The sequence below is a fragment of the Streptomyces sp. JLSY215 genome (assembly GCF_059682825.1).
This window is the reverse complement of the sequence record NZ_CM185022.1, coordinates 611,820-635,792: the sequence shown is the minus strand read 5'-3', so window position 1 is coordinate 635,792 and position 23,973 is coordinate 611,820. Positions and strand designations below refer to the sequence as shown.

Genomic DNA, 23,973 nt, shown 5'->3' with positions numbered 1-23,973 from the left:
ATGTCCCGTCGCGAGGGGACCGTGTTCCCCCTGACCGCCGCTCAGCGCGAAATCTGGCTGGCCGAACAACGGTCGGGCACGGCGCTTCCGGCCTACCGGATCGGGGAGTACCTGGAAATCCACGGACCCATCGACCCGGTGATGTTCGAGACGGCCCTGCGGCAGGTCGTGGCGGAGGCCGACGCGCTGCACGTCCGTTTCACGGACGGGGACGACGGCCCCGTGCAGGTGGTCCGGACCGTACGGGACTGGAGGCTGCCGGTCGTCGACGTCAGTGCGGCACCGGAGCCGCGCGCGGCGGCCGAGGAATGGATCGCGGCGGACATGGCCCGTGCCATGGATCTCACGCGCGATCCGCTGTTCGGGCATGCCCTCTTCAAGCTGGGCTCGGACCTTTTCTGGTGGTACCAGACCTATCACCACGCGGTGATGGACGGGTTCGCGCTCTCCCTTGTCGCGCGCCGCTGCGCGGATGTCTACACGGCGCTGGTGGAGGGCCGGTCGGCGGGGCCTGCCGTCTTCGGTTCGCTGTCCGACCTGGTGGACAGCGACTGTGCGTATCGCGATTCCGAGCGGTTCGCGGCGGACCGCGCGTACTGGACGAAGCGCTTTGCCGACCGGCCGGAGCCCACGCGACTGGTGGGGCGCGCGCCCGGCGAGGTCGTCGGTGTCAATCGCAGGACCGAGCTGGTGGCGCTGCCGAGCCCTGATGACCTGAAGACCGTGGGCGGCAAGGGCCGGGTTCGGTGGTCCCGTTTCCTGATCGCGGCGACGGCCCTGTATGTGCACCGGGTGACCGGCGCGCAGGACGTCGTCATGGGTCTGGCCGTCAGTGGCCGCACCGATCCTCTTCTCAGGTCCGTGCCCGGCGCGGTGTCGAATGTGGTGCCGCTGCGGCTGTCGCTGCGGCCAGGGATGACGCTGTCCGAGCTCGTGCGGCACACCGCGGCGCAGGTCCGTGAGACGGTGAACCATCAGCGGTACCGAAGCGAGGACCTCCACCGGGATCTCGGCCTGGCCGGTGGCATGGGTGCCGACCTTTCTCCCGTCGTCAACATCAGTCTCTTCGACTACGACTTGAGCTTCGCCGGGCATCGCAGCACCGCCCATGACGTATCCCAGCGGGCGACCACGCTCACCGCCGCTTTCTGGGACCGGGGAGACGGTTCCGGGCCGCAGATCAGGCTGCAGGCGGCCGCGGATGCCTTCGGTGACGGGGAGTTGGCGGAGCACCAGCAGCGGCTGATGCGGTCGCTGGTCGCCGTTGCCGTCGCCGATCCGGAGGAGCCGATCGGCCGCGTCGATCTGCTGGCCGCCGAGGAGCGGCATGAGCTGCTGGTGAAGTGGAACGACACGGGCCGGGCGGTGGCGGAAGCGACGGTCCCGGAGTTGTTCGAGGAGCAGGTGCGGGCGACCCCGGATGCGGTTGCCCTGGTCGCCGGGGACACCTCGCTGACGTATCGCGAGGTGAACGCGCGGGCGAATCGCTTTGCGCATGCGCTGATCGAGCGGGGTGTGGGCCCGGAGCAGGTGGTGGCGCTGGCGCTGCCGCGGTCGGTGGAGCTGGTCGTGGCGCTGCTGGGGGTGATGAAGGCCGGGGCGGCGTATCTGCCGGTGGACCCGGAGTACCCGGAGTCCCGGATCGCGTTCATGCTGGAGGACGCGAGGCCTGCCCTGGTCGTCGACGATCCGGGCACCGTCACCGGGACCGCCGAGCGCCCGGACGGCGATCCGGCGGTGGCGCCGGATCCGCGGAATCCCGCGTATGTGATCTACACCTCCGGCTCGACCGGCCGGCCCAAGGGCGTGATGGTCAGCCACGCGGGCATCGCCGGCCTGGTGGCGGCGCAGGTCGAGCGGTTCGGGATCGACCGCGACAGCCGGGTGCTGCAGTTCGCGTCGCCGAGCTTCGACGCCTCGGTGTCGGAGCTGTTCACGGCGCTGCTGTCGGGAGCGGCACTGGTGCTGCCGCCTCCGGGCTCCCCGCTCACCGCGCTGACCGACCGCACTCTTGGCATCACCCACGCGAAGCTGCCGCCGTCCGCGCTGGCGACACTGACGGACAGCGAGGTGCCGGTGCCCACCCTGGCCGTGGCGGGGGAAGCCTGCCCGCCGGAGCTGACGGCACGGTGGGCTCCGGGACGGCGGATGATCAACGTCTACGGTCCGACCGAGGCCACGGTGTGCGCGGCGATGAGCGGTCCGCTGTCCCCTTCGGCGGAGGCTCCTCCGATCGGCCGGCCGATCGTCAATACCCGGGCGTATGTGCTGGATGCGAGTTTGCGTCCGGTGCCGCCGGGGGTGGCGGGGGAGTTGTATGTGGGGGGTGCGGGGCTGGCGCGTGGATATGTGAAGCGGCCGGGGTTGACGGCGGAGCGGTTTGTGGCCGATCCGTTCGGGCCTGTTGGGGCGCGGATGTATCGCACGGGTGATGTGGTGCGGTGGCGGGCGGATGGTGAGCTGGAGTTCGTCGGGCGGGCCGATGACCAGGTCAAGGTGCGCGGGTTCCGTATCGAGCCGGGCGAGATCGAGGCCGTGCTCGGCGCGCATCAGGATGTCGCGCAGGCCGCGGTGGTTGCTCGCGGCGATCGGCTGATTGCGTATGTGGTGCCGGCCGCTTCCGGTGTTTCCGGATCCGCTGATCACCGTGCGTATCTGAGGGAACGGCTGCCGGACCACATGGTGCCGGCCGCCGTGGTGACGCTGGATGCGCTGCCCTTGACGCCGAACGGGAAGCTGGACCGGGCGGCGTTGCCGGAGCCGCAGTTCGGTTCGGGCGGGGCCGGACGGGCGCCGCGTACGCCGCAGGAGCAGCTGCTGGCAGAGCTGTTCGCCGAGGTGCTCGGTCTGTCCGAGGTCGCCGCGGACGCGGACTTCTTCGCGCTCGGCGGACATTCCCTGCTGGCCACCCGGCTGATCGCCCGGATCCGCACCACCTTCGGCGTGGAGCTGGGGTTGCACACCCTGTTCGCGGCGCCGACGGTGGCGGGGCTGGCGGGTCGCCTGCACGGTGCCGAGGAGGCACGGCCGGCCCTCGCGGCACGCACGCGGGCGGAGCGGATCCCGTTGTCGTTCGCGCAGCGTCGGCTGTGGTTCCTGCATCAGATGGAGGGGCCGAGTGCCACGTACAGCATTCCGCTGGCGCTGCGGCTGGCGGGCGAGCTGAACGCGTCGGCGCTGGAGACGGCTCTGGCGGATGTGGTGGCGCGGCACGAGAGCCTGCGGACGGTGTTCGCGGAGGTCGACGGGGTGCCGTGTCAGCGTGTGCTGGACGTCGCGGAGGTCGCTCTCCGGTTGTCGGTGACGGAGGTTGCCGAGTCGGAGCTGGCGGTTCGGCTGGCGGAGTCGGCGCGGTATGCGTTCGATCTGGCGGTGGAGCCGCCGGTGCGGGCCGAGCTGTTCGCTCTCGCGCCGGATGACCATGTTCTGCTGCTGATGGTGCATCACATCGCGGGTGACGGCTGGTCGATGGGGCCGTTGTCGCGGGATCTTGCGGCGGCGTACGCGGCCCGTTGTCACGGCGACAAGCCGGAGTGGTCGCCGTTGCCGGTGCAGTACGCCGACTACACGCTGTGGCAGCACGACCTCCTCGGTGACGCCGGGGACCCCGACAGCCGGCTCGCCACGCAGCTCGCCTACTGGACGGACGCGCTCGCGGAACTGCCGGAACAGGCCGACCTGCCCTTCGACCGTCCCCGTCCCGCCGTGGCGTCACACCGCGGTGGCCAGGTGGCGGTCCGCATGGACCCAGCGCTGCATCGTGGGCTGCGCGCACTGGCGCGTGCGGGCGGAGCCAGCCTGTTCATGGTGCTGCAGGCCGGGCTGGCGGCCTTGCTGGGCAAGCACGGGGCCGGCACCGACATCCCGGTGGGGACGCCGATCGCCGGACGTACGGACGAAGCCATCGACGACCTCGTCGGATGCTTCGTCAACACGCTGGTGCTGCGTACGGATCTGTCGGGGGATCCGACGTTCGCCGAGCTGGTGGGCCGGGTGCGGGAGAACGCGCTGGGGGCGTACGCGCATCAGGACGTTCCGTTCGAACACCTGGTGGAGGTGCTGAACCCGGCCCGGTCACTGTCGCATCACCCGCTCTTCCAAGTGATGCTGGCGCTGCAGAACGCGCCGGCGGGTGACTTCGAGCTGCCGGGGTTGCGGCTGTCGCGGGTTCCGGTCGCCACCGGGACGGCGAAGTGCGATCTGACCTTCGTGGTCTCCGAGCGGCCGGGGGCCGACGGCGCGCCGGACGGTCTCGAGGGCGTCGTCGAGTACGCGACCGATGTGTTCGACGCGGCGACGGTGGAGTCGCTCGTCGTACGGTGGGTGCGGCTGCTGGAGTCGGTGGTCGCCGACCCGGAGCAGCGGATCGCGCGGCTCGATGTGCTGTCGGCCGACGATCGCGACCGGCTCCTGGCCGTCCGCACCGACGCGGTGACCGAGGCTCCCGTCACCAATGTGCGCGCCCTGTTCGAGGCGCAGGCAGCGGCTACGCCGGACGCCGTGGCGGTGGTGTCCGACGACGCCACGCTCACCTACCGCGAGCTGAACGCGCGGGCCAACCGGCTGGCCCATGCGCTGATCGAGCGGGGAGCCGGTCCGGAGCGGCTGGTGGCGCTGGCCCTGCCGCGCTCGGCCGAGCTGGTCGTGGCGATTCTGGCCACGCTCAAGGCCGGCGCGGCGTATCTGCCGGTGGACCCGGACTACCCGGCCGCCCGCATCGACTTCATGCTGGACGACGCACGTCCCGCCCTGCTCCTGACCACCAACCGGACCGCCAACGGCCTGCCCGGCGCCGGACAGATCGACCGGCTGCTGATCGACGACCCCGCGACCACCGCAATGGTCGAGGGGTACCCGGACACCGACCCGGACACCCTCGTCCAGCCGCAGCACCCGGCGTACGTCATCTACACCTCCGGCTCCACCGGCCGCCCCAAGGGCGTGGTGATCCCGCACCAGAACGTGGTGCGCCTGTTCGACAGCACCCGGCAGTGGTTCACGTTCGGCGCCGACGACGTATGGACGCTGTTCCACTCGTACGCGTTCGACTTCTCTGTCTGGGAGCTCTGGGGGGCACTGCTGCACGGCGGGCGCCTGGTCGTCGTCTCGCACGAGACCAGCCGTTCACCGCGGCGCTTCCTGGAGCTGCTGGCCCGCGAAGGCGTCACCGTGCTGAACCAGACGCCGTCCGCCTTCTACCAGTTGATGCAGGCGGACCAGGAGAATCCGGAGACCGGGCGGTCGCTGTCCCTGCGTACCGTGATCTTCGGGGGCGAGGCGCTGGAGCCCGCCCGCCTGGAGGACTGGTACCGGCGGCATGCCGACGACGCCCCCGTCCTGGTCAACATGTACGGCATCACCGAGACGACGGTGCACGTCACGTACGTCGCACTGGACCGCCGCAGCGCCGCGGCGGTATCGGCCAGTGTCATCGGGAGCCCCATCCCGGATCTCCGCACCTATGTGCTGGATGCCGGGTTGCGTCCGGTGCCGCCGGGTGTGGCGGGGGAGTTGTATGTGGGGGGTGCGGGGCCGGCACGTGGTTATCTGAAGCGGCCGGGGTTGACGGCGGAGCGGTTTGTGGCCGATCCGTTCGGGCCTGTTGGGGCGCGGATGTATCGCACGGGTGATGTGGTGCGGTGGCGGGCGGATGGTGAGCTGGAGTTCGTCGGGCGGGCCGATGACCAGGTCAAGGTGCGGGGTTTCCGTATCGAGCTGGGGGAGATCGAGGCCGTGCTGGCCGCCCACCCGGATGTCGCGCAGGCAGCGGTCGTGGCGCGTCAGGAGCGCGCCGACGACACCCGTCTGGTCGCCTACGCGGTGCCCGCGGCCGGACGGACGCTCGCGGCGGACGGGCTGCGCGCACACCTGCGGGAGCGGCTGCCCGACCACATGGTGCCGGCCGCGTACGTCACGCTCGACGCGCTGCCGCTGACGGTCAACGGGAAGCTGGACCGGGCGGCGCTTCCGGAGCCGGAGTTCGGTGCGGGCGGGGCCGGCCGGGCGCCGCGTACGCCGCAGGAGCGGCTGCTGTGCGAGCTGTTCGCCGAGGTGCTGCGGGTGCCCGAGGTCGGCGTCGACGACAGCTTCTTCGACCTGGGCGGCCACTCCCTCCTGGCGACCCGGCTCGTCTCCCGGATGCGCTCGGCTCTGGGTATCGAGGTGGAGCTGCGGGCCCTGTTCGAGGCACCGACGGTGGCCGGGCTGGCCGGGAAGCTGGGTGAGGCGGAAGAGGCCCGGCTCGCGCTGACCGCGTACGAGCGTCCGCAGCGGGTGCCGCTGTCGTTCGCGCAGCGCCGGCTGTGGTTCCTGCACCGGATGGACGGCCCCGGCGCGACCTACAACATCCCCGTTGCGCTGCGGCTGTCGGGCAGCCTGGACCGGTCCGCGCTGGAGGCGGGGCTCGCGGACGTCGTCGCGCGGCACGAGAGCCTGCGCACCGTCTTCCCCGATATCGACGGGGTGCCGTATCAGCGTGTGCTGGACGTCGCGGAGGCCGGTCTTCGGCTGTCGGTGACGGAGGTTGCCGAGTCGGAGTTGGCGGTTCGGCTGGCGGAGTCGGCGCGGTATGCGTTCGATCTGGCGGTGGAGCCGCCGGTGCGCGCGGAGTTGTTCGCGCTCGCGCCGGATGAGCATGTGCTGCTGGTGGTGGTGCATCACATCGCGGGTGACGGCTGGTCGATGGGGCCGTTGTCGCGGGATCTGGCGGGGGCGTATGCCGCGCGGTGTGCGGGGCGCGCGCCGGGATGGTCGCCGTTGCCGGTGCAGTACGCCGACTACACGCTGTGGCAGCACGAGCTCCTCGGCGACGAGTCCGACCGGGACAGCCTCTTCGCGCGGCAGAGCGCGTACTGGGCGCAGACGCTGGCCGGGCTCCCGGAACAGATGGAGCTGCCGTTCGACCGGCCGCGGCCGGCCGTGGCGTCGAACCGTGGTGGCCGGGTGGCGGTCCGGCTCGGCAGCGAGGCGCACCAGGCCCTGTCGGAGCTCGCGGCCCACACCGGGAGCAGCCTGTTCATGGTGTTGCAGGCCGGGCTGGCGGCGCTGCTGGGCAAGCTGGGGGCCGGCACCGACGTGCCCATCGGCAGCGCCATTGCCGGGCGCACCGACCGGGCCCTGGACGATCTGGTCGGGTTCTTCGTCAACACGCTGGTGCTGCGTACGGATCTGTCGGGGGATCCGACGTTCGCCGAGCTGGTGGGCCGGGTGCGGGAGAACGCGCTGGGGGCGTACGCGCACCAGGACGTTCCGTTCGAGCACCTCGTCGAGGTACTGAACCCGGCCCGTTCGATGTCGCACCACCCGCTGTTCCAAGTGGCGTTGGAGCTGCTCAACGCGCCGGAGGGCGGCTTCGAGCTGCCGGGGCTGCGGCTGTCGCGGGTTCCGGTCTCCACAGGGACGGCGAAGTGCGACCTGACCTTCGGCCTGTCCGAGCGGCGGGGGGCCGGCGGCGCGCCGGAGGGTCTCGAGGGCGTCGTCGAGTACGCGACCGATGTGTTCGACGCGGCGACGGTGCAGTCGCTTGTCGCGCGGTGGGTGCGGCTGCTGGAGTCGGTGGTCGCCGATCCGGAGCAGCGGATCGGGCGGCTCGATGTGCTGTCGGCCGAGGAACACGCCGAGCTGGCGTCCGCGGGCCGCGGCGAGGTGGTGGCCGTTGCGGCCGGCACCATTCCCGGGCTGTTCGCCGCGCAGGCGGCGGCGACGCCGGACGCGGTCGCGGTGGTCTCCGACGACACGACCCTCACCTACCGCGAACTCGACGCCTGGGCCAACCGGCTCGCCCATGCGCTGATCGAGCGCGGGGTCGGTCCGGAGCGGCTGGTGGCGCTGGCGCTGCCGCGCTCGGCGGAGGCCATCGTCGCCGTCCTGGCCGTGCTCAAGGCCGGAGCCGCGTACGTGCCGGTGGACCCGGACTATCCGGCCGCCCGCACGGCCTTCATGCTCGACGACGCACGACCGGTGCTGCTGATCGACGATCTCGAGACCGTCCGGGGGACGGACGGCCATCCGTCCACCTGTCCCACGGTCCCGCTGCTGCCGCAGCATCCGGCGTATGTCATCTACACCTCCGGCTCCACCGGCCGCCCCAAGGGCGTGGTGGTGAGCCACGACGGCGTGGTGAACCTCTTCGCGCACTACCGCGCCAAGCTGTATGCGACGCCGACGGAGTCCCGGAGTCACCGGCTGCGCGTCGCGCTGACGGCGTCGATGTCCTTCGACGCTTCCTGGGAGCAGATGCTCTGTCTGCTGGCCGGCCATGAGCTGCACGTATGGGACCGGGAGACGCTGACCGATCCGGGTGCGCTGATGGCGCGACTGGACCGGGACCGGATCGATCTCCTCGACCTGACCCCGTCACATATGCAGGTGGTGATGGCGAGGGGTCTCCTGGAGGCCCCGTGGCGTCCGCCGCTGATCGTGGTCGGGGGCGAGGCCGTCTCGGAGCGGCTGTGGGAGCAACTGCGGTCCCTGGACGGCAGCACATGCTTCAACCACTACGGCCCCACCGAGTGCACCGTCGACGCCCTCACCGCTCGGATCGAGGGCTCGTCGCGTCCGGTGATCGGCCGCCCCGTCACCAACGCCACGGTGTATGTACTGGATTCCGGGCTGCGACCGGTGCCGCCGGGTGTCGCGGGAGAGCTGTACGTCGGGGGCGCGGGCGTGGCGCGGGGCTATCTCAACCGGCCCGGTCTGACCGCGGGGCGGTTCGTGGCCGATCCGTACGGGCCGGCCGGGTCGCGGATGTACCGCACCGGTGATGTGGTGCGCTGGGGTGCCGACGGGAACGTGGAGTTCGTCGGCCGGGCCGATGACCAGGTCAAGGTGCGGGGGTTCCGGATCGAGCCGGGCGAGATCGAGTCCCTGCTCGGTACGTATCCGGACGTCGCGCAGGCCGTGGTGATCGCCTGTGGCGACCGGCTGGCCGCGTACGTCGTCACGGCGGCAGGGCGTGCCGCCGCAACTCCGGTGGAGCTCCGCCGGTATCTGCGGGATCGGCTGCCGGAATACATGGTGCCGTCGGCGTTCGTCGCGCTGGACGCACTGCCGGTGACGCCGAGCGGGAAGCTGGACCGCCGGGCGCTGCCCGAGCCGGAGTTCGGTGCGGCGGCCGGGGGTGGCGGCCGGGCGCCGCACACTCCGCAGGAGCAGTTGCTGTGCGAGCTGTTCGCCGAGGTGCTGGGCGTGCCCGAGGCCGGCGTCGACGACAGCTTCTTCGACCTGGGCGGGCACTCCCTGCTGGCCACCAGGCTGGTCGCCCGTATCCGCGCCACCCTCGGCGTCGAGGTCGGTCTGCGGGCCCTGTTCGAGGCACCGACGGTGGCCGGGCTGGCCGGGAAGCTGGGCGAGGCGGAAGAGGCCCGGCTCGCGCTCACCGCATACGAGCGGCCGGCGCGGGTGGAACTGTCGTTCGCGCAGCGCCGGTTGTGGTTCCTGCACCGGCTGGAAGGGCCCAGCGCCACATACAACATCCCCGTCGCCCTGCGGCTGTCCGGCAGCCTGGACCGGGCCGCGCTGAAGGGGGCCCTCGCGGACGTCGTCGCGCGGCACGAGAGCCTGCGCACGGTGTTCGCGGAGGTCGACGGGGTGCCGTGCCAGCGCGTCCTGGGCGCCGCGGAGGCCGGTCCCCGGCTGCCGGTGACCGAGACCGGCGAGGCCGATCTTCAGGGGCGGCTGGCACAGGCGGCCCGTCACACCTTCGACCTGGAGGCGGAGCCGCCGATGCGGGCCGAGCTGTTCGCGCTCGCGCCGGATGAGCATGTGCTGTTGCTGGTGGTGCACCACATCGCGGGGGACGGCTGGTCCACGGGGCCGCTCGCGCGGGATGTCGCGGCGGCGTACCGGGCCCGCTGCCGCGGCGCGGCGCCGGACTGGGCCCCGCTCCCGGTGCAGTACGCCGACTACAGCCTGTGGCAGCGGGAACTCCTCGGCGACGCCGCCGATCCCGACAGCCTCTTCGCCCGGCAGCTCGGGTACTGGAGCGAGCACCTCGCCGGACTGCCGGAGCAGATCCAGCTGCCGGCGGACCGGCCGCGGCCCGCCGTGGTGTCGTACCGGGGCGACCGTCTCGCCGTCGAGCTGACCCCCGAGCTGCATACCGCGCTGACCGGCCTGGCGCGGCGTACCGGGAGCAGTCTGTTCATGGTGCTGCAGGCGGGGCTCGCGGCGCTGTTCACCCGGCTCGGCGCGGGCACCGACATTCCGCTCGGCAGCCCCGTGGCGGGGCGCACGGACGAGGCCCTGGACGATCTGGTCGGGTTCTTCGTCAACACGCTGGTGCTGCGTACGGATCTGTCGGGGGATCCGACGTTCGCCGAGCTGGTGGGCCGGGTGCGGGAGAACGCGCTGGGGGCGTACGCGCACCAGGACGTTCCGTTCGAGCACCTCGTCGAGGCGCTGAACCCGGTCCGGTCGCTGTCGCACCACCCGCTGTTCCAGGTGATGCTGGCGCTGCAGAACGCGCCGGACGGGGACTTCGAGCTGCCGGGGCTGCACCTGTCGACGGTTCCGGTGTCCACCGGCACGGCGAAGTTCGACCTGTTCTTCGCCCTCTCCGAACGCCGCGGGACGGACGGCGGTCCCGGCGGGCTCGTCGGAGCCGTCGAGTACGCCACCGATCTGTACGACCGGGCCACCGTCGAGACCCTCGTCGCCCGGTGGGTGCGGCTGCTGGAGTCGGTGGCCGCCGACCCGGAGCGGCGGATCGGCGAGGTCGAGGTGCTGTCCGCCGACGAGCGCCACGAGCTGCTGACCGTCGCCAACGACACGGCGACCGAGCTTCCCGCCGCCACGCTGCCGGGGCTCTTCGAGGCGCGGGCGCAGGCCACGCCGGACGCGGTCGCCGTGATGTCCGACGACACGACGCTCACCTACGGTGAACTCAACGTCCGGGCCAACCGCCTCGCCCATGAGCTGATCCACCGGGGTGCCGGACCCGAGGGGATCGTCGCCCTGGCGCTGCCCCGCTCCGCGGAGTTCGTCGTCGCGATGCTGGCCGTACTCAAAACCGGCGCGGCGTACCTGCCGGTGGACCCCGAATACCCGGCGGCCCGGATCGCCTTCATGCTCCAGGACGCGGCGCCCGCGCTGCTGCTGACCGCCACCGGGACGGCCGGGCTCGTCCCCGAGGAGGACGGCACGCCGCGCCTCGTGCTCGACGACCCGGCGGTCGTGGCGGCCCTCGGCTCCGGTACGGTCACCGATCCCACCGACGCGGACCGGACCGCTCCGCTGCTGCCGCAGCACCCGGCCTACGTCATCTACACCTCCGGCTCCACCGGCCGCCCCAAGGCGATCGCGATGCCGGCGCTCGGGCTGCTGAATCTGCTGCACTGGCACCACCGCGCCGTCGCCGGCGGCGAGGGAACGCGGACCGCTCAGTTCACCGCGATCAGCTTCGACGTCTCGGTGCAGGAGATCCTCTCCGCGCTCGCCTTCGGCAAGACGCTGATCGTGCCCACGGAGGAGGAACGGCACAGCGCGGAACTGCTCGTCGACTGGCTGGACCGGCACCAGGTCGCGGAGCTGTTCGCGCCCAACCTGGTGATCGAGGCCGTGGTGGAGGCGGCCAACGAACGGGGATGCGATCTGCCGAGCCTGCGCTCCCTCGCGCAGGCCGGTGAGGCGCTGCGGATCGGCGGCCCGGTGCGGGAGTTCCACGGGCGCGGAGCGAGCCGCCTGCTGCACAACCACTACGGGCCCGCCGAGACCCATGTCGTCACCGCGTACACGCTGCCCGCCGACCTCGCCGACTGCCCGCTGCCGCCGCCGATCGGCCGCCCGATCGCCAACACCCGGGCGTACGTGCTGGACGCCGGGCTGCGGCCGGTGGCACCCGGTGTGCCGGGGGAGCTGTACATCGCCGGTGCGGCGCTTGCGCGCGGCTATCTCCGCCGGCCGGGGGCGACGGCGGAGCGGTTCGTGGCCGATCCGTACGGGTCCGGCGGGTCGCGGATGTACCGCACGGGTGACATGGTGCGCCGGCGGACCGACGGCGAGCTGGAGTTCCTCGGACGCGCGGACCATCAGGTCAAGGTCCGTGGCTTCCGCATCGAGCTCGGCGAGGTCGAGACCGTGCTCGCCGGCTGCCCCGGCGTGGCCCAGGCGGCCGTGATCGCCCACGAGACCCGCCCCGGGGACCAGCAGCTCGTGGCCTACGTCGTGCCCGCCACCGGCGACGACGGCGGACGGACCGGCGGGCTCGACGGCCGGTGGCACGACCGGCTGCGCGCACACCTGCGTGACCGGCTGCCCGACTACATGGTGCCCGCCGCCTTCCTCACCCTCGACGCGCTGCCGCTGACCGCCAACGGAAAGCTCGACCGCCGTGCCCTGCCCGCTCCCGACCTCGGGTCCGCCGGTCCCGGCCGGGCGCCGCGGACACCGCAGGAACAACTGCTGTGCGCGTTGTTCGCGGAGGTGCTGGGCGTGCCCGAGGTCGGCGTCGACGACAGCTTCTTCGATCTCGGCGGGCATTCGCTGCTGGCGACCCGGCTGGTCTCCCGGGTGCGTGCCTCCCTCGGCGTCGAGGTCGAGCTGCGGACCCTCTTCGAGGCCCCCACCGTGGCCGGACTGGCCGCGGAGCTCGGCGACGCGGGGCGGGCACGCCGGGCACCGACGGCGTACGAGCGTCCGGAGCGGGTGCCGTTGTCGTATGCGCAGCGCCGGTTGTGGTTCCTGCACCGGATGGAGGGGCCGAGCGCCACGTACAACATGCCGCTGGCCCTGCGGCTGTCGGGAACCCTCGACCGGCAGGCGCTCGCATCGGCACTGCACGATGTCGTGAGCCGGCACGAGAGCCTGCGCACGTTCTTCGCGGAGCGCGAAGGGGTGCCCTACCAGCGGATCATCCCGGCCGCGGAGGCGACTCCCCGGCTGCCCGTGACGGCCGTGGACGAGTCCGGGCTGCCGGACCGGTTGGCGGAGGCGGCCCGGTACGCGTTCGATCTGACGGTGGAGCCGCCGGTGCGGGCGGAGCTGTTCGCACTGGCGCCGGATGAGCATGTGCTGCTGGTGGTGATGCATCACATCGCCTGTGACGGCTGGTCGATGGGGCCGCTGTCGCGGGATCTGGCGGCGGCCTACGCGGCGCGCAGCCGGGGTGCGGAGCCCGGGTGGGAGCCGCTGGCGGTGCAGTACGCCGACTACAGCCTCTGGCAGCGCGAGGTGCTCGGCGAGGAGTCGGACCGGGACAGCCTGTTCCTGCGGCAGAGCGCGTACTGGGCCGAGAACCTGGCCGGGCTGCCGGAACAGATCCGGCTCCCGGCGGACCGGCCGCGGCCCGCGGCGCTGTCGTACCAGGGGGACCTTCTCCCCCTGGACATGGACCCGCAGCTGCATGCCGGGCTGGCGGAACTGGCGCGGCGCACCGGGAGCAGCCTGTTCATGGTGCTGCAGGCGGGGCTGGCGGCGCTGTTCACCCGCCTCGGCGCGGGCACGGACATCCCCGTCGGCAGCCCGGTCGCCGGCCGTACGGATGAGGGGCTGGACGACCTGGTCGGGTTGTTCGTCAACACCCTCGTGCTGCGCACCGATACCTCCGGCGACCCCACGTTCGGAGACCTCCTGCTGCGGGTGCGGGAGAACGCACTGGCCGCATACGCCCACCAGGAGCTGCCGTTCGAGCACTTGGTGGAGGCCCTCAACCCGGCGCGAGCGCTCTCGCGCCATCCGCTCTTCCAGACCATGCTGGCGTTGCAGAACGCCCCGATGGGCGACTTCGAGCTGCCGGGCCTGCGGGTCTCGGGTCTGGCGGTACCGACCGGCACCTCCAGGCTCGACCTGACGTTCAGCATCGCCGAGCGCCGCGCGCCGGACGGCATGCCGGGTGGTCTCGGCGGCGTGGTGGAGTACAGCACCGACCTCTTCGACCGGGCCACGGTCGAGACGCTCGTCGCGCGGTGGACACGCGTGCTGGCGTCGGTGGTCGCCGACCCGGACCAGCCGCTCAGCGCGATCGACGTACTCGCCCCGGAAGAACGCCACCGGCTGCTGCACACGTGCAACGACACCGCGCGGCAGCTGCCCGGCACCGCCCTGGCCGCGATGTTCGAGGAGCGGGTGCCGGCCCGGCCGGACGCGGTCGCGGTGGTGTCCGGGGAGACGAGCCTCACCTACGGCGAGCTGAACGCGCGCGCCAACCGGTTCGCGCATGCGCTCATCGAGCGGGGCGTGGGCCCGGAGCAGATCGTCGCGCTGGCCCTGCCGCGTTCCGTCGAACTCGTGGTGGCCGTCCTCGCGGTGGCGAAGGCGGGTGCCGCCTATCTGCCGGTGGATCCGGAGTACCCGGAGTCCCGGATCGCGTTCATGCTCGACGACGCGCGGCCCGTGCTGGTCGTCGACGATCCGGCCCCCGTCACCGGTACGGAGGGGTACCCGGACACCGATCCGGCCGTCCGGGTGCGGGCGGAGCATCCGGCGTATGTGATCTACACGTCGGGTTCGACCGGCCGTCCCAAGGGCGTGGTGGTGAGCCATGCGGGCGTCGGCAGCCTGGTGGCCGCGCAGGTCGAACGGCTCGGCATCGACGCCGGCAGCCGGGTGCTGCAGTTCGCCTCGCCGAGTTTCGACGCCTCGTTCTGGGACCTGTGCAGCGCCCTGCTGACCGGTGCCGCACTGGTCCTGGCTCCGCCCGACGCGCCGCTCGCGGCGCTGACGGACCGTGCCTTGGGTGTGACGCATGTGACGTTGCCGCCGTCGGTGTTGGCGTCGCTGCCGGAGGGTGGTCTGTCGGCGTCGACGCTGGTGGTGGCGGGTGAGGCGTGTCCGTCGGAGTTGGTGGCGCGGTGGGCGCCGGGCCGTCGGATGATCAATGCGTACGGGCCGACGGAGACGACGGTGTGCGCGACGATGAGCGAGCCGCTGGTGCCGGCCGCCGGTGTGCCGTCGATCGGGCGGCCGATCGCCAATACCCGGGTGTATGTGCTCGACGATGGTCTGCAGCCGGTGCCGCCGGGTGTGCCGGGGGAGTTGTATGTGGCCGGTGCGGGGCTGGCGCGGGGCTATCTGAAGCGGCCGGGGTTGACGGCGGAGCGGTTCGTGGCCGATCCGTACGGGCCTGTCGGGTCGCGGATGTATCGCACCGGTGATGTGGTGCGTCGGCGGACCGACGGCGAGCTGGAGTTCGTCGGCCGGGCGGACGAGCAGGTCAAGGTCCGTGGCTTCCGTATCGAGCCCGGTGAGATCGAGTCCGTGCTCGCCGCCCACCCCGGCGTCGCTCAGGCCGCCGTGATCGTCCGGGACGACCGGCTGGTGGGCTATGCCGTGCCTGCCCTGGGCGGCGATCTCCGGCCGGTCGAGCTCCGCGAGTATCTGCGGCGGCGACTGCCGGAATACCTGGTGCCGGCGGCGTTCGTGACGCTGGACGGTCTGCCGCTGACGCCGAGCGGGAAGCTGGACCGTGCCGCCTTGCCGGCTCCGGAGTTCGACCCGGACGGTACGGGCGGCCGGGCGCCGAGGACGCCGCGCGAGCAGCTGCTGGCGGAGCTGTTCGCCGAGGTGCTGGGCGTCGGCGAAGTCGGGGTCGACGACAGCTTCTTCGACCTCGGCGGGCATTCGCTGCTGGCGACGCGGCTGATGTCGCGGGTGCGCACGGTGCTCGGCGTCGAGGTCGAGCTGCGGACCCTGTTCGAGGCGCCGACCGTGGCCGGACTGGTGGCCCGCCTGGGCGGCGCCGACACCGCGCGGGCCGTGCTGACCGCGGCCGAGCGTCCCGATGTGGTGCCGCTGTCGTTCGCCCAGCGCCGCCTGTGGTTCCTCCACCAGATGGAAGGGCCCAGCGCCACGTACAACATTCCGCTGGCGCTGCGGCTGTCGGGCGAGCTGAACGGAACGGCGCTGGAGGCGGCGCTGGCGGATGTGGTGGCGCGGCACGAGAGCCTGCGCACCGTCTTCGCGGAGAGCGGCGGGGTGCCCTGCCAGCGGGTGCTGGACGCGGAGGCGGCCCGGCCCCGGCTGCGGGTGACCGCCACCGAGCCGCGGGAGCTGCCGGAGCGGCTGGCGGAGGCGGCACGGTACGCGTTCGACCTGGCCGGGGAACTCCCGCTGCGGGCGGAGCTGTTCGCGCTCGGAGCGAACGAGCATGTCCTGCTGGTGACGGTGCACCACATCGTCGGCGACGGCTGGTCGATGGGGCCGCTGTCCCGTGACCTCGCGGTGGCGTACGCGGCCCGTTGCCAGGGCGCCAAGCCGGAGTGGTCGCCGCTGCCGGTGCAGTACGCGGACTACACCCTGTGGCAGCGGGACCTGCTCGGTGACGCCGCCGACCCGGACAGCCGGCTCGCCCGGCAGCTCACCTACTGGACCGGCCACCTCACCGGCCTGCCGGAGCGCATCCAGCTGCCGACGGACCGCCCGCGGCCGGCCGCGGCGTCGTACCAGGGCGACCACCTCACCGTCGAGCTGAGCCCCGACGTGCACGCCGGACTGGCCGCTCTGGCCCGCCGTAGCGGCGCAAGCATGTTCATGGTCCTGCACGCCGCATGCGCGGCGCTGTTCACCCGGCTGGGCGCCGGTACCGACATCCCGGTCGGCAGCCCGATCGCCGGCCGTACGGACCAGGCGCTGGACGAGCTCGTCGGCTTCTTCGTCAACACCCTCGTGCTGCGCACCGACACCTCCGGCGATCCGACCTTCGCCGAACTGCTGGTCCGGGTCCGGGAGAACGCGCTGGCGGCGTACGCGCACCAGGACATTCCGTTCGAGCATCTGGTGGAGGTGCTGAACCCGGTCCGGTCGCTGTCGCACCACCCGCTGTTCCAGGTCATGCTGGCGCTGCAGAACGCCCCGATGGGTGACTTCGAGCTGCCGGGGCTGCGGGTGTCCGGCGTGCCGGCGCCGACGGGCACGGCCAAGTTCGATCTGGGCTTCAGCCTGTGGGAGCGCTACGGCCCGGACGGCACCCCCGGCGGCATCGCCGGCGCGGTCGAGTACGCCACCGATCTGTACGACCGGGCCACGGTCGAGACCCTCGTCGGGCGGTGGACGCGGCTGCTGGAGGCCGTCGTCGCCGACCCGGAGCAGCGGATCGGGCGGATCGGCCTGCTGTCCTCCGAGGAGCGGGGCCGGCTGCTGGGCGACTTCAACGCCACGGACGCCGCCGTGGATCCCGCCCCGCTGCCCGACGCCTTCCAGGAGCGGGTGGCGGCGTCACCGGACGCGGTGGCCCTGGTTTCCGGAGACGTCTCGCTCAGCTACCGGGAGCTCAATGCGCGCGCGAATCGGTTCGCGCATGCGCTGATCGAGCGGGGTGTGGGCCCGGAGCAGGTGGTGGCGCTGGCGCTGCCGCGGTCGGTGGAGCTGGTCGTGGGGCTGCTGGGGGTGATGAAGGCGGGTGCCGCCTATCTGCCGGTGGATCCGGAGTACCCGGAGTCCCGGATCGCGTTCATGCTGGAGGACGCGCGGCCCGTGCTGGTGGTGGACGATCCGGCGACGGTCACCGGGACCGCAGGCCGCCCGGACACCGATCCGGCCGTCGCGCGCGATATGCGGCATCCGGCATATGTGATCTACACATCGGGTTCGACCGGCCGTCCCAAGGGCGTGGTGGTGAGCCACGCGGGCATCGCCAGTCTGGTGGCCGCGCAGGTCGACCGGTTCGCGATCGACGCCGGCAGCCGGGTGCTGCAGTTCGCCTCGCCGAGCTTCGACGCCTCGGTGTCGGAGCTGTTCACGACGCTGCTGTCGGGCGCGACGCTGGTGCTGCCGCCCCCGGGCTCCCCGCTCACCGCGCTGACCGACGGCGCTTCGGGGATCACCCATGTGACGTTGCCGCCGTCGGTGCTGGCGGCGCTGCCGGAGGGTGGTCTGTCGGCGTCGACGCTGGTGGTGGCGGGTGAGGCGTGTCCGTCGGAGTTGGTGGCGCGGTGGGCGCCGGGCCGTCGGATGATCAATGCGTACGGGCCGACGGAGACGACGGTGTGCGCGACGATGAGCGAGCCGCTGGTGCCGGCCGCCGGTGTGCCGTCGATCGGCCGGCCGATCGCCAACACCCGGGTGTATGTCCTCGATGCCGGTCTGCAGCCGGTACCGCCTGGTGTGCCGGGGGAGTTGTATGTGGCCGGTGCGGGGCTGGCGCGGGGCTATTTGAACCGGCCGGGTCTGACGGCGGAGCGGTTCGTGGCCGATCCGTACGGGCCTGCGGGGACGCGGATGTACCGCACCGGTGATGTGGTGCGCCGGCGGACCGACGGCAACCTGGAGTTCGTCGGCCGGGCGGACGAGCAGGTCAAGGTCCGTGGCTTCCGTATCGAGCCCGGTGAGATCGAGTCCGTGCTCGCCGCCCACCCCGACGTCGCCCGGACCGCGGTGATCGCCCGGCAGGACCGGACGGACGCGCCGGACGACAAGAGGCTGGTCGCCTATGTCGTGGCCCGCAACGCCACCGGGGGCGATCGCGACCGCCGGCTGGAGCAGGACCAGGTCGCCGAGTGGCGGGAGATCTACGACGCGCTGCCCGTCGCCGCGGAACAGACCACGTTCGGGCAGAACTTCACTGGCTGGAACAGCAGTTACGACGCCGCACCCATCCCCGTGGAACAGATGCGGGAATGGCGCGACGAGACCGTGGCACGGATCCTGGCGCTGCAGCCCCGACGGGTGCTGGAGGTCGGCGTCGGCACCGGACTGCTGCTCTCCCAGGTGGCGCCGCACTGCGAGACGTACTGGGCCACCGACTTCTCCGCCACGGCGATCGACGCGCTGACCGCCGAGGTCGGCCGTGACCCGGGACTGGCCGAGCGCGTCACGCTCCAGACCCGTCCCGCGCACGACACCGACGGGCTGCCGGCCGGATCCTTCGACACCATCGTCATCAACTCGGTCGTCCAGTACTTCCCGACCGCCGACTACCTGGTCGATGTGATCAACCGGCTGATGGGGCTGCTCGTTCCCGGCGGCACGCTGTTCATCGGCGATGTGCGCAACCTGCGCCTGCTGCGGTCACTGACCACCGCGGTCCAGCTGCACCGAGCCGGCCCCGAAGCGGATCTGCCGACGGTGCGGCGCGCCGTGGAACAGGCCGTACGGGTCGAGAAGGAACTCCTGGTCGATCCGGACTTCTTCGCGGCCCTGCGGGCCGACGACCATGCCATCGGCGGCGTCGCCGTGCAGGTCAAGCGCGGCCGGCAGCACAACGAGCTGACCCGCTACCGCTACGACGTCACCTTGCACAAGCACCCGGTCACCCTGTTCCCGTCCGGCGAGCCGGTCGAGGCGGAGTGGGGGCGGCAGATCGCCGGCCTGGACGAGCTGCGCGGACTCCTCCGGGGGCGGGGCCCGGCCGCGCTCCGGATCACCGGGGTACCGAACGGCCGCGTCGTGCGGGAGACCGCCCTCGCCCGGACGGTGCAGTCCGGCGGCGCCTCGCTCCCGGACCTGTGGGCACAGCTGCACGCGACGGACGACGGTGACCTCGTCGACCTGGAGGCGTTCCACGAGCTCGGGCAGGAGTGCGGCTGCTGGGTGGGCATCACCTGGTCGGCCACCGCGGCCGACGCCGTGGACATCGTCTTCGCCGACCCGCCGGCCTCGCCGTCGGCCGCTCCCGTCGACCTGTACCGGCCCGCCCGGCCGGCAGGTACCTCGCCGACGTCGCTGACGAACACCCCGACCGGCAGCCGCGGAACCGGCGCCCTCATCCAGGAACTGCGCGACTACCTGGGCGAGCGGCTCCCCGACTACCTGGTGCCGTCCGCGTTCGTGATGCTGGACGAGCTGCCGCTGTCGGCCGGCGGAAAGCTGGACCGCGGCGCGCTGCCGGCTCCCGAACCGGGTTCTGCCGGGGCCGGGCGGGCGCCGCGGACCCCGCAGGAGCAGCTCCTCGCCGAGCTGTTCGCCGAGGTGCTCGGGCTCGCGCTGGTCGGCGTCGACGACAACTTCTTCGACCTCGGCGGGCATTCGCTGCTGGCGACCCGCCTGGTGTCCCGTATCCGTGCGACCCTCGGCGCCGAACTGGACGTCCGGATCCTGTTCGAGGCGCCGACGGTGGCGGGGCTCGCCGCCCGCCTGGACGACGCGGGCCGGGCGCGGCCCGCGCTGACGGCCCGCGAACGCCCGGAGCGGGTGCCGCTGTCGTTCGCGCAGCGCCGCCTGTGGTTCCTGCACCAGATGGACGGCCCCGGCGCCACGTACAACATGCCGCTGGCGCTGCGGCTCTCCGGCGACCTCGACCGGCGGGCCCTGCACGACGCGCTCGCGGACGTGGTGGCCCGGCACGAGAGCCTGCGCACCGTCTTCCGGGAATTCGGCGGCGTGCCCTGCCAGCACGTCCTGCTCCCGAGGGAAGCCCGCCCGAGCATGCCCGTCATCGAGACCGCCGAGGCCGAACTCCCGGAGCGGCTGGCGGAAGGGGCGCAGCGCGGCTTCGACCTGGCGACCGAACTGCCGGTACGGGCGGAGCTGTACGCGACGTCCCGCGACGCACACGTACTCCTGGTCGTGGTGCACCACATCGCCGGAGACGGGTGGTCCATGGGGCCGCTCTCCCGTGACCTCGCGCGGGCGTACGCGGCCCGGTGCCGGGGCACGGAGCCGGCGTGGACGCCGCTGTCGGTGCAGTACGCCGACTACACCCTGTGGCAGCGGCAACTGCTCGGCGACGCGTCCGACCCGGACAGCCGATTCAGCGCTCAACTGACCTACTGGAAGCGGGCGTTGGCCGGACTGCCCGAACAGGTGCAGCTGCCCACCGACCGGCCCCGGCCCGCGACGGCGTCCCACCGCGGCGGCCAGCTGCCGGTACAGATGGACGCGGAACTGCACCGGGGCCTGCGCGAACTGGCCACCGCACACGGCGCGAGCACGTTCATGGTGCTGCAGGCCGGGCTCGCCGCCCTGCTCAGCAGGCTCGGCGCCGGAAGCGACATCCCCATCGGCAGTCCCATCGCCGGCCGCACCGACCAGGCGCTGGACGACCTCGTCGGCTTCTTCGTGAACACGCTCGTCCTGCGCACCGACACCTCCGGCGACCCGACCTTCGCCGAACTGCTGGGCCAGGTACGGGAGAAGGCGCTCGCCGCCTACGCCCATCAGGACGTGCCCTTCGAGTACCTCGTCGAGGTCCTCAACCCGGCCCGGTCGCTGTCCCACCATCCGCTGTTCCAGGTCATGCTGGGGCTGCAGAACGCGCCGATGGGCGAGTTCACCCTGCCGGGCCTGGACACCGGCTTCGCGTCGGCGCCGACCGGCACCGCCCGGGTGGACCTGACCTTCAGCCTCGCCGAGCAGTACGGCCCGGACGGCGTCCCCGGTGGTGTCCTCGGGGCCGTGGAGTACGCCACCGACCTGTTCGACCCGTCGACCGTCGAGGAACTCTTCGCACGGTGGATCCGGCTGCTCCGGGCGGTCGTCGCCGACCCTGGGCGGCCGATCGGCCGGATCGACGTGGTCTCCGCCGAGGAACGCCACCGGCTGCTGGTCGAGAACAACGACACGGCCGCCGAACTTCCCGACGCGAGCCTGCCGGAGCTGTTCGCCGCGCAGGTGCGGGCCACTCCCGAAGCGGTGGCGGTCGTCTCCGACGATGCCGCCCTCACCTACGCGCAGCTCGACGCGCGGGCCGACCACCTCGCCCATGCGCTGATCGCCCAGGGCGTCGGACCGGAGACCTCGGTGGCGGTCCTGCTGGAACGCTCGGCGGAGCTGGTCGTGGCGGTCCTGGCGATCGTCAAGGCGGGGGCGGCCTACGTCCCGCTCGACCCGCGCTTCCCGTCCTCCCGCGTCGACCTCATCGTCCGCGAGACCGGCGCGGCGATGGTCCTCACCCTCGACGTGCTCACCGCGCTGAGCCAGGGCAAGCCCCGGCCCGTCGCCCCGGCGGTCAACTGCCACCCCCGGCAGCTGGCCTACGTGATGTACACCTCCGGCTCGACGGGAGTGCCCAAGGGCATCGGCGTCACGCACCACGACGTGGCGGCCCTGGCGCTCGCCCCGTGCTGGCGCGGCGGCGCGCACCAGCGGGTCCTGCTGCACTCGCCGACGGCCTTCGACGCCTCGACGTACGAGATGTGGGTGCCGCTGCTCAGCGGCGGTCAGGTCGTCGTCGCGCCCCCGGGGCAACTGGACACCGGCACGCTGTGCCGGGTGATCGGCGACCACGAGGTCACCGGTATGTTCCTGACGTCGGGCCTGTTCCACCTGGTGGCGGAGGAGCGGCCGGAGTCCTTCACCGGGGTACGCGAAGTGTGGGCGGGCGGCGATGTGGTGTCGGCGGCCTCGGTCGCCAAGGTGCTGGCCGTATGCCCGGGGACGGCGATGGTCAACGTCTACGGACCCACCGAGACCACCACCTTCGCCGCCCACCACCGGATGTGCGCGGCGCCGGACACCGAGCGCACCGTGCCAATCGGCCGGCCGATGGCGAACATGCGGCACTACGTGCTCGACGCCGGACTGCGGCCGGTGCCGCCGGGCGTCGCGGGGGAGCTGTACCTCGCCGGGGCGGGCCTGGCCCGCGGCTACCTCGGCCGGCCGGCACTGACCGCGGAGCGCTTCGTCGCCGACCCGTACGGGCCGGCCGGGACCCGGATGTACCGCACGGGCGACCTGGTGCGGTGGCTCGCCGACGGCACCCTGGATTTCGTCGGCCGCACCGACGACCAGGTCAAGCTGCGGGGCTTCCGCATCGAGCCGGGCGAGATCGAGGCCGCGCTCGCCGCCTGCCCGGGGATCGCGCAGACCGCGGTCATCGCCCGGGAGGACCGGCCCGGCGACAAGCGGCTCGTCGCCTACCTCGTGCCCGCACCCGAAGGCCCCGACGGGCCGCCCGAGCCCGCGGCGCTGGCCCGCCGCCTCCGCCGCCACCTGCCCGAATACATGGTGCCGTCGGCGTTCGTCACCCTGGACGCACTGCCGCTGAACCCCAACGGCAAGCTGGACCGGGTCGCCCTCCCCGCCCCCGAGTACGGTGCGGCCGGCACCGGCCGCACCCCGAGGACGCCACAGGAACAGCTGCTGTGCGACCTCTTCGCCGAAGTGCTCGGGCGGGACCGCGTCCGCATCGACGACAGCTTCTTCGACCTGGGCGGGCATTCGCTGCTCGCCGCCCGCCTGGTCTCCCGCGTCCGGGAAACGCTCGGCATCGAGCTGGGGCTGCGGACGCTCTTCGAAGCGCCGACGGTGGCGGCACTGGCGGAACGCCTGGCCATGGACGACCCCGACGACGCCTTCGACGTCCTCCTGCCGCTGCGTCCGACGGGACGTCACACCCCGCTGTTCTGCATCCACCCCGGCGGCGGCATCAGCTGGTCCTACTGCGGGCTGATGAACCACCTCGGCCCGGAGTACCCCCTCTACGCGATCCAGGCGCGCAGCCTGGGGCGGCCCGAACCCCGCCCGGCGTCCTACGAGGAAATGGCGGCCGACTACGCCGACCAGATCCGCAAGGCCCAGCCGAACGGCCCCTACATGCTGCTCGGCTGGTCCGCCGGCGGGCTGATCGCGCACGCCATCGCCTGCGAGCTGCGGGCGCGCGGCGAACAGACCGTGCTGCTCGCCATCCTCGACGCCTACCCGGTGGGTGATGTCTCGTTCGACGAGCCGCCGGTGCCCACGGAGCGGGACGTCCTGGTCGGGATGCTCGACTGCGATCCGGACGAGCTGGGCGACGGGCCGCTGACCTACCCCGAGGTCGCGGAGATCCTGAGCGCCCGGGGCAGCGCGCTGGCAAGCCTGGAGGAACACCACATCGAGGCCGTCGTCGCGATCATGATCAACAACGCTCAGCTCGCGCTCGACTTCACCCCCGGCCGCTTCGACGGTGACCTGCTGCTGTTCAACTCCACCATCGACCGGGAGGAGAACTCACCGGGTGCCGACATCTGGCGGCCGTACATCGGCGGCCGGATCGAGTCCCACGACATCACCACCCGGCACGACCGCATGACCCAGCCGGGTTCGCTCGCCCAGATCGGGCCGATCCTGGCGGCGAAGATCGCCGACATCACCCGTACCACCTCATCGACCCAGGAGAACTGA

General features: G+C 72.4%; 1 protein-coding gene. It reads left to right on the top strand.

Features of this window, described 5'->3' with window-relative positions; translation table 11 throughout:
• Entirely contained in the window at positions 1-23,973 is a 23,973-nt protein-coding gene (locus AC5677_RS02800) for a non-ribosomal peptide synthase/polyketide synthase (RefSeq protein ID WP_497193390.1), read from the top strand.